The sequence below is a fragment of the Novosphingobium sp. NFX11 genome, assembly GCF_057376415.1.
The window spans coordinates 1,253,386-1,266,043 of the sequence record NZ_CP080384.1; the positions used below are offsets into that span (position 1 = coordinate 1,253,386).

Annotated in this window: 13 protein-coding genes; 5 read left to right on the top strand and 8 right to left on the bottom strand. The window is 63.5% G+C overall.

Translation table 11 applies throughout. The annotated features are described in order from the left end of the window. Window positions 1-7: 7 nt before the first annotated feature. Window positions 8-283 (bottom strand): helix-turn-helix transcriptional regulator, encoded by a 276-nt coding sequence (locus tag KZO24_RS06360; protein ID WP_486487002.1) that lies wholly within the window; start codon window positions 281-283, stop codon window positions 8-10. A gap of 334 nt (window positions 284-617) precedes the next feature. Between KZO24_RS06360 and KZO24_RS06365 the strand changes: the two genes are divergently transcribed. Both KZO24_RS06365 and KZO24_RS06370 read left to right on the top strand, forming a co-directional pair. Further along, window positions 618-737, top strand: coding sequence for a hypothetical protein (locus KZO24_RS06365; RefSeq protein ID WP_486487148.1), 120 nt, complete (start codon window positions 618-620; stop codon window positions 735-737). Then, window positions 734-994, top strand: a complete 261-nt coding sequence (locus KZO24_RS06370; protein ID WP_486487003.1) for a DUF6953 family protein — start codon at window positions 734-736, stop codon at window positions 992-994. Before KZO24_RS06365 ends, KZO24_RS06370 begins: the two co-directional genes overlap by 4 nt. Here the strand turns inward: KZO24_RS06370 and KZO24_RS06375 are convergent. Together KZO24_RS06375 and acs are read right to left on the bottom strand one after the other, a co-directional pair. Beyond that, window positions 991-2,259, bottom strand: a complete 1,269-nt coding sequence (locus tag KZO24_RS06375) for a tyrosine-type recombinase/integrase (RefSeq protein ID WP_486487004.1) — start codon at window positions 2,257-2,259, stop codon at window positions 991-993. The genes KZO24_RS06370 and KZO24_RS06375 overlap by 4 nt on opposite strands. 559 nt (window positions 2,260-2,818) lie before the next feature. After that, a complete protein-coding gene (gene acs / locus KZO24_RS06380) occupies window positions 2,819-4,768 on the bottom strand; it encodes an acetate--CoA ligase (RefSeq protein ID WP_271183315.1) in 1,950 nt (649 codons plus the stop codon). A 257-nt stretch (window positions 4,769-5,025) separates the two neighbouring features. Here acs and KZO24_RS06385 point away from each other — a divergent pair, with 257 nt between their 5' ends. After that, complete coding sequence (locus tag KZO24_RS06385) at window positions 5,026-5,487, top strand: GNAT family N-acetyltransferase (protein ID WP_486487005.1); 462 nt, start codon at window positions 5,026-5,028, stop codon at window positions 5,485-5,487. An 84-nt stretch (window positions 5,488-5,571) separates the two neighbouring features. Then, window positions 5,572-5,889: a PilZ domain-containing protein gene (locus KZO24_RS06390; RefSeq protein ID WP_008832722.1), complete on the top strand. Its 318-nt coding sequence runs from the start codon at window positions 5,572-5,574 to the stop codon at window positions 5,887-5,889. A gap of 59 nt (window positions 5,890-5,948) precedes the next feature. On the opposite strand, the gene lpdA is transcribed toward KZO24_RS06390, so the two are convergent. The 4 genes from lpdA to KZO24_RS06410 are packed head-to-tail and all read right to left on the bottom strand — an operon-like array spanning window position 5,949 to window position 9,456. Beyond that, window positions 5,949-7,364 carry a dihydrolipoyl dehydrogenase gene (gene lpdA, locus KZO24_RS06395; protein WP_486487006.1) on the bottom strand — a complete coding sequence of 472 codons (1,416 nt, stop codon included), beginning with the start codon at window positions 7,362-7,364 and terminating at the stop codon, window positions 5,949-5,951. Window positions 7,365-7,366: 2 nt separating this feature from the next. Continuing rightward, window positions 7,367-7,747, bottom strand: a complete 381-nt coding sequence (locus KZO24_RS06400; RefSeq protein WP_008832724.1) for an acyl-CoA thioesterase — start codon at window positions 7,745-7,747, stop codon at window positions 7,367-7,369. 1 nt (window position 7,748) lies between these two features. After that, the gene (locus KZO24_RS06405; protein WP_271183318.1) at window positions 7,749-8,138 is read right to left on the bottom strand and encodes an acyl-CoA thioesterase; all 390 of its coding nucleotides are present in this window, start codon (window positions 8,136-8,138) and stop codon (window positions 7,749-7,751) included. Between the two features lies 1 nt (window position 8,139). Beyond that, window positions 8,140-9,456 carry a pyruvate dehydrogenase complex dihydrolipoamide acetyltransferase gene (locus tag KZO24_RS06410; RefSeq protein WP_271183319.1) on the bottom strand — a complete coding sequence of 439 codons (1,317 nt, stop codon included), beginning with the start codon at window positions 9,454-9,456 and terminating at the stop codon, window positions 8,140-8,142. 172 nt (window positions 9,457-9,628) lie between these two features. On the opposite strand from KZO24_RS06410, the gene KZO24_RS06415 reads away from it, so the two are divergent. Continuing rightward, window positions 9,629-10,084, top strand: coding sequence for a universal stress protein (locus tag KZO24_RS06415; RefSeq protein ID WP_008832727.1), 456 nt, complete (start codon window positions 9,629-9,631; stop codon window positions 10,082-10,084). Window positions 10,085-10,253: 169 nt separating this feature from the next. On the opposite strand, the gene rnr is transcribed toward KZO24_RS06415, so the two are convergent. Then, the gene (gene rnr / locus KZO24_RS06420; protein ID WP_486487007.1) at window positions 10,254-12,584 is read right to left on the bottom strand and encodes a ribonuclease R; all 2,331 of its coding nucleotides are present in this window, start codon (window positions 12,582-12,584) and stop codon (window positions 10,254-10,256) included. Window positions 12,585-12,658 lie beyond the last annotated feature (74 nt).

The window sequence follows — 12,658 nt, forward strand, 5'->3', positions numbered from 1 at the left end:
TTAGATTTCAGGCGCTTGGATCGGAAGATGTGAAGTTATGGGATTTGGCAGGGGTTGCCGCAGCGCTGTACGCGCTGGTGCTGGCATAGGACTGAGCGTCCAGCCATCGCGCCACATCGTCACGACGATAGCGAATGGGGGATTGCTTTTGTCGGCCCAGCTTTACGAAGCGCGGCCCTTTGCCTTTGCTCCGCCAGATTTCGAGCGTGTTGGGGCGGATGCCGAGAAGTCCGGCGGTCTGCTCGTTATCGAGCAATTCATCGATAGCACTGAATTGGGACATGATGGGTGACCCGCGACAAGCGTTAGCTTTGTGCTGTGGTCACCAGCACCGGAAAAGGCCGATTACCTTTCCGGCAGTGTCCGGTTCCTGGGGGCTAGTTGGATTGCCCTTACTCACCGACTCACGTCACGGGTTCTTTTTTGTCGGCGCTCCGTGCAGCCCCGCCCCCGAAGGGACCACCCACCAACCTGGGTGTGCATAGCTTTACGCTACTGGCTTTACTTCAAGCAAGGCATTATTTTAGCAATAGCCCTATGGCAACTTTTCGAGCGAGCACCTTATGATCGAATTTACGACAGGCCAGCTTGTGCAGTTAAAATCTGGTGGTCCCAAGATGACCGTGGACAGCATAAACGAGTTTGGAATTACCGTTAAGTGGTTCGCTGGCGCGAAAATGGAATCTGCTCGTGTCGCACCCGAGGCCCTACAGCCCTATACTGAGGCAGAAAAGTGACCCCTAAAGAAGCGGCCGAATGGATGGTGGTAGAACTCAACCAACTCCAATGGCTCGACCAAGAGCATGTAGCGTATCATCTGCTGGAAAACGCCCCTGATTTGGTCTTTCTCAACGACAATGGCAATTATGGCATCGACAAGAAGGTGCTTGCCGCATTCAACCAACTTACGCCTGACGTTGTTTGGTCACGGGGCTCACGGCATTGGCGCATGCGGGAAGACTACGACACTCCCGGAAAGCGCCAGCAGGATTAGGCGCGGATAGGAACAACGTTCGCGCCATCTTTTACTTTGGCCTGTTGCTCGATCCAATCAGCTACGCGCTGAGTCTCCGGCTGTAAATATTGGAGACGAGACGTTTCAAGATAATGTCGGGCAGTGACGCCCTTCGGAACATGATTGGTTAGCAGTTCCACTTTGTAGTAATCGATGCCGCACTTAGCGACGGCTATGGTTGTGAATGTACGTCGTAGGTCGTGGGGCGTAATTTTTTCGCCAGCTATACCGCTGAGCTTTTTCATTATGTCGCGAGGGTCTTTAATATGCCCTGCCTCGCTCCATGACGGAAAAACGTATTTACTGCCTTCAACTCTCTTGCGTGTGGTCAGTAGATGCACCGCTTGTGTCGAAAGTGGCAACCAGACGGGGTTGGAGTTTTTGGGGTCCGGGAGATGAAACCATTCCTCCTCCAGATTCACACGATCCCATGTAAGCGGTGCTGCTTCACCGATGCGGCAGCCGGTTAGCAGCAGAAAGATCACAAGGTCGAGGCTAGACGCTGTATCTCGGTTATGCGCCGTCGCCCGCCATTCTTGAAGCCCTGACCACACGGCCCCTACCCTGCTATCGGGCACGCGGCTGGTGCGGGGCTTTAGTGTCACCCAATCATCTTTGAGTGCGGAGACAGGATTATGTACGATCAGGGGCAGGCCATTCGCCTGCCGGTGCTGGCGTCCGGCGAAATTGATGAGAGCGCGCAATACTGAAAACGCTTGGTTCGCCTGCCCGGGAGCACCCGCCTTCCCCCGCAAGCCCTTAGTGAGCATTTCGCGATATCGCTTCCGAACGTCGTCCTCCGTGATGGAGACGACCGGCTTGTCCTTCCACGCGACGAAAGTTGTGGCCACATGCCGCTTGATTTCGGCTTTGCTGCTGTTCTTTAGCTTGCCGGGGCGCGCAAGGTAGGCGTCGGCCACCTGTCCAAGCGTTACTTTGGTGGCAGCGGCTTGCTTGGCCACTTCCCTAGGGTCGGTGCCCATGCGCATTGTCCGAAGGTGCTCGCGGGCCTGGTCGCGCCCCTGCTCAACCGTAAAGACGCCAAATGGCCCTATGGTGATGCGCGCCTCCTTGCCGCTCCCTTCAACCCTACCTTGAACTACGAAGGTCATCTTGCCTCGTGAGGTGACCCTGACGCCGAAGCCCTTCACCTCCGTGTCCCAATGGAACTCGTCTTTCGTGCCGTGCTGGATTTTCTCGATGTACGTTTTCGTCAGCTTGGCACGGTTTGGCTGTGTGGCCATCGTATTCCTCGTAAGCAGCCCATAAGCAATGCGGGTAAAGCTACGACAACCTACAACAAATGTCTCGCGCCTTCAGAGGCGCAGTTTTCCGTCATTCTTATGCTTATGAACAGCTGCGCAAAGCTTGGTAAAGTAGAGCCTAGGCAAACTTGAAAACCGCCGTGGGTGCAAGCTCACCGTGGGTTCGAGATCCCACCCTGTCCGCCACTTGCTTTCGTCATCCGCTATCGCCGCCTTTGCTCTGTCTCTCGATGCGCCACTTGTGACGAGCAAGCCGCGTGATCGGTCGGGAGCAGCGGCGGCAATCGCTGCGATAGTGCGAGCCATCCCATTCAACCGAACGGCGAGGGCGATGGCGATTGAACAAACAGAAAAAGCGCCCGAAAGCCACGCTTAGCCCCCATACATGCAGAAAATTGAGACCAGATAATTCGCCGCCCCCTTCAGGCTCAACGAAACAAATCCGTCGCATTTCTCCGTGCATTTGCGGAAGAGCAAGGCGCCGCGAATAGTGAGAGCCTGCGCCATTCGGCGCGGGCTCTCATCGTTGCGTCTCAGTTCAGGCGCTGACGGGTTGGGGCCGGTTTGCCAGCAGGTTGTCGACCACCGACGGATCAGCCAGCGTCGAGGTATCCCCCAAGTTGGAGACGTCGTTCTCGCCGATCTTGCGCAGGATGCGGCGCATGATCTTCCCCGAGCGGGTCTTGGGCAGGCCCGGTGCGAACTGGATTACGTCTGGCGTGGCGATCGGGCCGATCTCGTGGCGCACCCACGCGATGAGTTCCTTGCGCAAGGCGTCGTCGGGCTCAACTTCGGCGTTGCAGGTGACGAAAGCGTAGATGCCCTGCCCCTTGATCTCGTGCGGCATGCCTACAACCGCCGCTTCCGCCACCTTGGGGTGAGCGACGAGTGCGCTTTCGATCTCCGCGGTGCCCATGCGATGCCCGGAGACGTTGATGACATCGTCGATGCGGCCGGTGATCCAGTAGTAGCCGTCCTCGTCCCGGCGGCAGCCGTCACCGGTGAAGTACGTGCCCTTGAAGGTGCTGAAATAGGTCTGGAAGAAGCGCTCGTGATCGCCCCAGACGGTGCGCATCTGGCCGGGCCAGCTGTCTGTGATGACGAGGCAGCCATCGCCCGGCCCCTCGATCTCCTTGCCGTCGTTGTCGAGCAGTTTCGGCTGCACGCCGAACATCGGGCGGGTGGCGGAGCCGGGCTTGAGCGGGGTCGCGCCGGGAAGCGGTGAGATCATCACGCCGCCGGTCTCGGTCTGCCACCAAGTATCGACGATCGGGCAACGCCCCTCGCCCACGACCTCGTGATACCAGGACCATGCCTCCGGGTTGATCGGCTCGCCTACCGAGCCGAGGAGGCGCAGCGACTGGCGGCTGGTCTTCTTCACCCAGTCGTCGCCTTCGCGCATGAGCGCACGCAGAGCGGTGGGGGCACCGTAGAAAATCTCGACGCCGAACTTGTCGACGACCTGCCAGAAACGGCTGGGATCGGGGAAGTTGGGGACGCCTTCGAACATCACGGTGGTCGCACCGTTCATCAGCGGGCCGTAGACGACGTAGCTGTGGCCGGTGACCCACCCGATGTCGGCCGCGCACCAGTAGATCTGGCCGGGGCGGTAGTCGAAGACGTACTCGTGGGTCATTGAGGCCCATACCGAATAGCCGCCGGTGGTGTGCAACACGCCCTTGGGCTTTCCGGTGGAGCCCGAAGTGTAGAGGATGAACAGCGGGTCTTCCGCGCTCATTTCGACCGGCTCGCATTCGGCGGCCTGGTCGGCGATGGCCGAGGCCCAGTCGATGTCGCGACCCTCGGCCATCGGTACGCCGGACTTGGTGTGCGCGAGGACGATCACGCTGTCGACGCCGGGACAGGCCTTGAGCGCCTCATCGACATTGGCCTTGAGCGGGACTTTCTTACCCCCGCGCAGGCCCTCGTCGGCAGTGAGGACGACGCGGCTGTCGCAATCCTGGATGCGGCCCGCCAGCGCGTCCGGCGAGAACCCGGCGAAGACGATCGAGTGGATTGCGCCGATCCGCGCGCAGGCCAGCATGGCAACGGCCGCTTCCGGCACCATCGGCAGGTAGAGAGTGACGCGCTCACCCTTCCGGACGCCGCGCGCCTTGAGGAGATTGGCCAAGCGGCAGACCTGCTCGTGCAACTGGCGGTAAGTGATGCGGCGCTCGGGAGCGGTAGGACTGTCCGGCTCCCACAGGATCGCGATCTGGTCGCCACGCTCCACGAGATGACGGTCGAGGCAGTTGGCCGAGAGGTTCAGGGTGCCGTCGGTGAACCACGAAATGCCGAAATCCTCTTCGTGGAAGCTGGTCTGCTTTACCACGCTGAAGGGCTTGATCCAGTCTATCCGCCGCGCTTCCTCACGCCAGAACGCTTCGGGCTCGGAAACCGACCTTTCGTACATCTCCTGATAGCGGGCATCGTCGATCAGGGCGTTCCGGCTCCACTCGGCGGGAACGGGATAGACGGCCTCGGCCATGCGGATTCTCCTCTCATATCGTAGGGTCGGGCTCTCCCGGCCTTGCATGTTGCATAGCACAATGGACCCGGGCCGTTCCCATTGGACAATGGTAGAACGGGCCGGGCGGAATCTCGTGCCGTTTCGACGAAGATGGCGGGCGATCTGATCTCGATCAAGGTGCATCGCATGATCGCGGTCTAGAGATTCGGCATTCCATCGAAAGGTACGCCTTCCATGATCGTCACCCTCCCCACCCGTTCGGGCATGACCTCGACGTGCGCCCGGCGACCGAGGCGGATGCACCCGCGCTGACCGATTTCTTCGCCCGCGTGACGGACGAGGATCGCCGCTTCCGTTTCCTGTCGGCGACCGAGCACGTCGGGCCGGTATTGCTGGAGCCGCTGGTCCACGCCGACCACTTCCGGACCAGATCGTGGGTCGGGATCAACCAGGCCAGCGGGCAGATCGTCGCGTCGGGGCTGTTGGCTTGTGACGGACCGCTGGATACCGGCGAGATCGCCATTTCGGTCTGCGGCAATCACCGCGGCAAAGGGATCGGCTGGGCCATGCTCGATTACCTCTCGGCCCAGGCCAAGGTCCGTGGCTGTCGCCGCGCCATTTCCATCGAGAGCCGTGACAATCGCGCCGCCATCGACCTCGAACGCGAAAGGGGCTTCAGGCCTGAACCGTTCGACGGCGATCCCGGGCTGGTCGTACTGGAAAAGACCTTCCGCTGAATAGGGTGGCAGCGTACGCGCGCCCGAATGCTAACGCGCTGGTAACCTGTTTTGCGGCATGGGGTTCTCCCCCAAGGAGACCCCATGCGCGATTCCCTCAAGCCCGGCCCGGCCGAAAGTCGGACCCCTCGTTCCGCACGCGTCGGCGTGTCGATCCTGTGCGAGGTGCGTCAGGGAACCCGTCCGTGGAAACCGGCGCGACTGGAGGACTTGTCGCCCGGAGGCTTCCGCATCGGCATGTTGCCCGATGCCCGGATGGAAGTGCCGCTGCGTATCCGCATCCCCGGCCTGCAGTTGCTAAGCGCACGCATCTGCTGGGTGCGCGAAGGCGCCGTCGGTTGCGAATTCGCCGAGCCCCTGCACGTGGCCGTGTTCGAGCATATCGTGCGCGCCGCCGGCTGATACGAAAAGGGCGGACCTTGCGGCCCGCCCTCTTCGTTTTTCCAGACCTTGCGGCGCGATCAGATGTGGATCGCGCGGCCGTAGGCGGCGAGGGTCGCCTCGTGCATCGTCTCCGAGATCGTCGGGTGCGGGAACACGGTGTTCATCAGTTCCGCCTCGGTGGTCTCCAGCGTCTTGCCGACGACGTAGCCCTGGATCATCTCGGTCACTTCGGCGCCGATCATGTGGGCACCGAGCAGCTCGCCGGTCTTGGCATCGAACACGGTCTTCACGAAGCCTTCCGGCTCGCCCAGCGCGATCGCCTTGCCGTTGCCGATGAACGGGAAAGTGCCGGCCTTGACCTCGTAGCCCTCTTCCTTGGCCTTGGCTTCCGTCAGGCCGACCGAGGCGATCTGCGGGTGGCAGTAGGTGCAGCCCGGAATGTTGCGGCGGTCCAGAGCGTGCGGGTGCACTTCCTTGTTGCCCAGTTCCTTGGCGATCGATTCGGCGGTGGTAACGCCTTCATGGCTGGCCTTGTGGGCAAGCCACGGACCCTTCACGCAGTCGCCGATCGCCCAGACGCCGGGGACGTTGGTGCGGCCATAGTCGTCCACCTTGACGAAGAACTTCTCGTCCGGCTCGATCTTGAGTTCTTCCAGGCCGATGTTCTCGACGTTCGGGACGATGCCGATGGCGACGATGACGTGGCTGAATTCCTGCGTCTCTTCCTTGCCGCCCTTCGGGGTGATCTTGACCGAGACGCCCTTGTCCGAAGCCTTGACGTCGCTCGCCTTGGCGCCGGTGAGGATCTTCATCCCCTGCTTGGTCAGCGCCTTTTCGAGGAAGGCCGAGACGTCCTTGTCCTCGACCGGGACGATGCGGTCCATCATCTCCACGACCGTCACGTCGACGCCCATGTCGTTGTAGAAGCTGGCGAACTCGATGCCGATCGCGCCCGAGCCGAGGACCAGCAGCTTCGTCGGCATTTCCTTGGGCGTCATCGCATGGCGGTAGGTCCAGATGCGGTTGCCGTCCGACTTGGCGCCGGGCAGTTCGCGCGCACGGGCGCCGGTGGCGATGATGATGTGCTTGGCCGAGAGGGTTTCGGCACCCTTCTCGCCGGTCACTTCCAGCTTGCCCGGAGCCACCAGCTTGCCGGTGCCCATGTGGACGGTGATCTTGTTCTTCTTCATCAGGTGCGTGACGCCCTGATTGAGCTGCTTGGCCACGCCGCGCGAGCGCTCGACGATCGCGTCGAGGTCGGCGGTGATGTTTTCCGCCGCGAGGCCATAGTCCTTGGCGTGCTTCATGTGGTGCAGGATCTCGGCCGAGCGCAGCAGCGCCTTGGTCGGGATGCAGCCCCAGTTGAGGCAGATGCCGCCGAGCAGTTCGCGCTCGACGATGGCGGTCTTGAGGCCAAGCTGCGCGCTGCGGATCGCCGCGACATAGCCGCCGGGGCCGGAACCGAGAACGATGACGTCGTAAGAATCAGCCACTCTTAACTCTCCTGTTCGATCGCGCGGGGGCGGCCCGCGTCGTCGATTGCGACGAAGGTGAAGACCGCTTCGGTCACCTTCACCTGTTCTTCTTCATGCCGGTGGCGCCGCCAGGCCTCGATGCCGATGGTCATCGAGGAGCGGCCCACTTTCCTGAGTTCACCGTAGACGCTGACTTCGTCGCCCACCTTGACCGGCTTGTGGAACTGCATGCCGTCCATCGCGATGGTGACCGCGCGGCCATGCGAGTGGCGCGCGGCGATCAGGCCGGCGCCCATGTCCATCAGGCTCATCAGCCAGCCACCGAAGATGTCGCCATAAGCATTGGCATCGGCGGGCATCGCGGTGATGCGGATGACGGGTTCGCGGTATTCTTCCGCCATTTCAGACGATCTCCGAAGTCGCGGCGATGGGCCTGGGGCGGTCGTTTTCATCCAGCGTCACGAATGTGAACAGCCCGGTGGCGACTTCCACCTGATGCTCGCTCGCCCGCGCCCGGCCAAAGCCGCGCGTGGCGATCGTCATCGAAGTGCGCCCCGTCCGCTGCACGCTCGCATAGACGTTGAGTTCGTCGCCCACGAGCATGACGCCGGGAAAGGTGAAGTCGGTCGCCCCCACCACCACGGCCTTGTGGCCGGTGCGGCGGGTGACCAGCGAGGCGGCGCCAAGGGCAAGCTGGCTCATCAGCCAGCCGCCGAAAACGCCGCCATAGGGGTTGAGGTCGGTGGGCATCGCGGTGACGCGGATGACCAGCTCTCCGGCCTCGAACTCCATATCAGGCGATCATGCTCAGCGGGTTCTCGACGAACTCGCGGAACGCGGCCATCAGGCGCGCGCCGTCGGCGCCGTCGACGGCACGATGATCGAAGCTGCCCGTCGCACTCATCACAGTCGCCACTCCCAGCGACCCGTCTGGCATGACCCAGGGGCGCTTGTCGCCTGCCCCAATGGCGAGGATGGTCGACTGCGGCGGGTTGATCACGGCCGAGAACGACTTGATGCCCATCATGCCCATGTTCGAGATCGAGGCGGTGCCGCCTTGGTACTCGTCGGGCTTGAGCTTGCCTTCCTTGGCGCGGCTCGCGAGATCCTTGGTCGCCTTGGCGATGGCCGAGAACGACTTCTCGTTGGCGGCGGTGACGATCGGGGTGATGAGACCGCCGGGGATCGACACGGCGACCGAGATGTCGGCGCGCTCGTACTTGATCAGTTCGTTGCCCGCGAACGTCACGTTGCACTCGGGCACCGCGACCAGCGCCATGCCGAGCGCCTTGACCAGCATGTCGTTGACCGAGACCTTCACGCCCTGCTTCTCCAGCGTGGCGTTGATCTGCGAGCGCAGTTCCAGCAGCTTGTCGAGCTGAACATCGACGCTGAGGTAGATGTGCGGCGCTTCCTGCTTCGACTGGGCGAGGCGGCGGGCGATGGTCTTGCGCATGCCCGAAAGCTTCTCGACCGAGTGCGGCACGCGGGCATCGAGCAGGGCGCGGGTCTCGTCGGCCATTTCGACCGAAGAGGTCGCGGCAGCGACGGGAGCAGCGGCCGGGGCCGAAGCTGCGGGCGCCGGAGCCGCCTTCTTGGCGGTGCCGCCCTGTGCGGCCTCGACGTCGGCCTTGACGATGCGGCCATTGGGGCCGGAGCCGGCGACGCCCGAGAGGTCCACGCCCTTGGCATCGGCGATGCGCTTGGCGAGTGGGGTGGCGACGACGCGATCACCCGAAGCTGCGGCCTTCGGCGCGGCTGCGGGAGCGGGCTTGGTTTCAGCCTTGGCTTCGGCCTTCGGAGCCTCTTCCTTGGCGGCGGCCTTCGGGGCTGCGGCCTTGGGTGCGTCGATCGCCGAGGCGTCCTCGCCCTCTTCGACCAGCACGGCGATGACGGTGCCGACCTTGACGCCTTCGGTGCCCTCGGCGACGCTGATCTTGCCGATCACGCCTTCATCGACGGCTTCGAATTCCATGGTCGCCTTGTCGGTCTCGATCTCGGCCATGATGTCGCCGGAGGAGACGGTATCGCCTTCCTTGACCAGCCATTTGGCCAGTTTGCCCTCTTCCATGGTGGGGGACAGGGCGGGCATCTTGATCTCGATGGGCATGGAAACTGTACGTTCCTTATTGTCCGTAGGGAGGCCGCTTTCGGGCGCTGGCCCCTTCCTTGGACGGCTTGAGCGTTGCGTTCAAGAACCTTGCAGTTTCTTTTTTCGCAACAGTGGTGGCTTGTCTTGCAGGCTTCGCGTATCGATAAGCCGGTTGGAGAGGGAACCACCCATGCGCATCTACCTGGTGATCGTCGACGAGAGCGAGGAAGCGCTCGTCGCCCTGCAGTTCGCGGCCCGCCGCGCGGCCAAGACCGACGGTGCGCTGCACCTTCTGGCGCTCGTCCCGCCGCAGCCCTTCAACGCCTTCGCGGGGGTTCAGGCGACCATCGAGGAAGAAGCCCGCGCCCGCGCCGAGACGCTGGTGACGGCGGCGGCCGGAAACCTTTTGTCGCAAGGCGCAAAGATGCCGGTCATCTCCGTTCACATGGGAGAAGACATCAAGATCGTGCGCAAATATCTGGAGGAGCACCCCGAGGTTTCGGCGCTGGTGCTCGGCGCGGCGAAGGAAGGCGGACCGGGCGCTCTGGTCGCGCACTTCACCGGGCCGGGCATGGCGCATATGACCTGCCCGGTGTTCGTGGTCCCCGGCGGGCTCGATGCCGAGGCGATCGAACGGTTGAGTTGAGCGGCACTGGGCGGCACCTAACGGCACTCAAGGGTGCCACAAACGGTCCATTGCCCCACACAACTTCGTCATTGCGAGCGTAGCGAAGCAATCCAGGGCGGTTTGCTCTGCCCTGGATTGCTTCGCTACGCTCGCAATGACGATGAGGGGCTGGATCGAGTGAGGGGCGTTACCGCTTGCCCCGCCCCTGATGCCGGATGTTCTTCGGCCGCCCACGCTGGCCGACGAAGTGCTTGCCCTTGTGCTTGAGCGCCGGAGCATTCCCGCGCGGTTCGATCCGGCCGCCGCCGTCGGGCAGCTCATGCTTGAGCGCGCCGGTCAGCGCATTGGCCTCCGCCAGTCGCAGCTTGAGGATCTGGCCGATCGAGAAGACCGTGCCCGTCTCGTCGCCGACCAGCACTTTGGCTTTCTCATCGAACGTGAACCGTTCGTCCCCTAGCGTCGAGACCGGCACCAGCCCGTCGCCGCCGAGGCCGACGATGGTGGCGAAGAAGCCGAACTTCTGGACGCCGGTGATGCGCGTGTCGAACACTTCGCCCACGCGGCTCGCCAGCCAGGCGGCGACGTAGCGGTCGATCGTTTCGCGCTCGGCTTCCATGGCGCGGCGCTCGGCCTGGCTGATCGCGTCGCTGACGCGGCCGAGGTCTTCGCGGTCACGCTCCGACAGGCCCGACAGCGCCGGAATGTCGGCTTTTGGCTTCGGCTGCTCCAGCCCATAGGCATCGACCAATGCGCGGTGTACCAGAAGGTCCGCATAACGCCGGATCGGCGAGGTGAAGTGCGCGTAGGACGCCAGCGCCAACCCGAAGTGGCCGGCATTGGCGGGGCCGTAATAGGCCTGCGTCTGGCTGCGCAGGACCGCTTCCATGATGAGCGCCTTCTCGGTCTCGTCGGTCACGTCCTTGAGCATGCGGTTGAACAGGCTGGGCGTGATGACCTGCCCCATCGCCAGCTTCTTGCCGAACGTCGCGAGGTAGTCCTTGAGCGCCATCAGCTTCTCGCGGCTCGGCGTCTCGTGGATGCGGTAGACGACGGGCGCGGTCTTGGCCTCCAGCGCCTTGGCGGCGGCGACGTTGGCGGCGATCATGAAGTCCTCGACGACGCGGTGCGCGTCGAGCCGCTCGCGGATCGCGATCTCGGTGATGCGGCCCTTCTCGTCCAGCTTCACGCGGCGCTCGGGCAGTTCGAGTTCCAGCGGATCGCGGTTGGCGCGCGCGGTGGCGAGTGCCTTCCACGCGGCCCACAGATTGGTCAGGTGCTCGGCCGCGCGGCCCTCGTCGATGCGCGCCTGCGCTTCTTCGTAGGCGATCACTTCGTCGATGCGCACGATCGCGCGGGTGAAGCGCCAGTCGGTGATCTTGCCCTCGGCGTCGATCTTCATGTGGCAGGCCATCGCCGCGCGGTCCTCGCCCGAGCGCAGCGAACAGACGTCGGCGCTGAGCACTTCGGGCAGCATCGGCACGACGCGGTCGGGGAAGTAGACCGAGTTGCCGCGCCGCCGCGCCTCGCGGTCGATTTGGCCGCCGGGGCGGACGTAGAACGACACGTCGGCGATGGCGACGAGCGCATCGAAGCCGCCCTGCCCGTCCGGGGCCGCCCAGATCGCGTCGTCATGATCGCGCGCGTCGGAGGGATCGATGGCGACGATCGGCAGGTGCCGCAGGTCTTCGCGGTGCTCGGCGCTGAGCGGCAGCTTGGCCGAAACCTGCGCCTCTTCCAGCACTTCCTCGATGAAGTGGTTGGGAATGCCGTGCTTGTGGATGGCGATCAGGCTGAACGACTTGGGCGCCAGCGGTTCGCCCAGCACTTCGGTCACCTTGACCGAAGGCCGCGCCGAACGGCCGATCGGCACGCCGAGCACGAGTTCGCCCGCCTTCGCCTCGCCAAGATCGGAGATCGGCGAGGAATTGCGGATGCGCTTGTCGACCGGGGCCAGGCAGGGCTTGCCGCCGCCGTCGATCTCGACGACGCCGAGGATCTGGTCGGCGCGCAGTTCCAGCTTCTTCATCGGGAAGGCGCGCCAGCCGGTAGCGCTTTCCTCGGTGCGCGACAGCACGCGGTCGCCCTTGCGCAGCGCCGAGCCGCGCCCCTTCTCGATCAGGCGGATGCGCGGCGGCGGGGTGGCGTCATCGGGCTGCCAGGTATCGGGGACGGCGATCGCCTCTCCCTCGTCGATGTCGATCACGCGCAGGACGGTGACCTTGGGCAACCCGCCCATCTTGTGGAAGGCGGTGCGCTTGCCGTCGATCAGGCCCTCTTCGGCCATGTCCTTGAGCAGCGCCTTGAGTTGGATCTTTTCATTGCCCTTGAGGCCAAAATGGCGCGAGATTTCGCGCTTGCCCGCAGGCTCCGTCGCGTTCTGGATGAAGTCGAGGATCTGCTTGCGGGTGGGCAGTCCCGGCGTGGGACGATCCTTTGCCGAACGATCCTTGACCGGACGGTTGACGGTGAGCCGATTGCCAGAGGTTCGGTTATTGGCGGGGCGGTTGTTTGCGGGCATTCCTCGCAGATGCCCCCTGCAGCCGTGCAATGCAATCTCGCAGGCGCGAATTGCCCCCGGAAGCTCCGGGTTCA

Bases quoted from the DNA above. Each gene is read 5' to 3' on its own strand.
- KZO24_RS06365 (WP_486487148.1), top strand. From the start codon at position 618: ATGACCGTGGACAGCATAAACGAGTTTGGAATTACCGTTAAGTGGTTC.
- KZO24_RS06360 (WP_486487002.1), bottom strand. From the start codon at position 283: ATGTCCCAATTCAGTGCTATCGATGAATTGCTCGATAACGAGCAGACC.
- KZO24_RS06400 (WP_008832724.1), bottom strand. From the start codon at position 7,747: ATGGCGGAAGAATACCGCGAACCCGTCATCCGCATCACCGCGATGCCC.
- KZO24_RS06410 (WP_271183319.1), bottom strand. From the start codon at position 9,456: ATGCCCATCGAGATCAAGATGCCCGCCCTGTCCCCCACCATGGAAGAG.
- KZO24_RS06405 (WP_271183318.1), bottom strand. From the start codon at position 8,138: ATGGAGTTCGAGGCCGGAGAGCTGGTCATCCGCGTCACCGCGATGCCC.
- KZO24_RS06390 (WP_008832722.1), top strand. From the start codon at position 5,572: ATGCGCGATTCCCTCAAGCCCGGCCCGGCCGAAAGTCGGACCCCTCGT.
- KZO24_RS06415 (WP_008832727.1), top strand. From the start codon at position 9,629: ATGCGCATCTACCTGGTGATCGTCGACGAGAGCGAGGAAGCGCTCGTC.
- rnr (WP_486487007.1), bottom strand. From the start codon at position 12,584: ATGCCCGCAAACAACCGCCCCGCCAATAACCGAACCTCTGGCAATCGG.
- KZO24_RS06375 (WP_486487004.1), bottom strand. From the start codon at position 2,259: ATGGCCACACAGCCAAACCGTGCCAAGCTGACGAAAACGTACATCGAG.
- acs (WP_271183315.1), bottom strand. From the start codon at position 4,768: ATGGCCGAGGCCGTCTATCCCGTTCCCGCCGAGTGGAGCCGGAACGCC.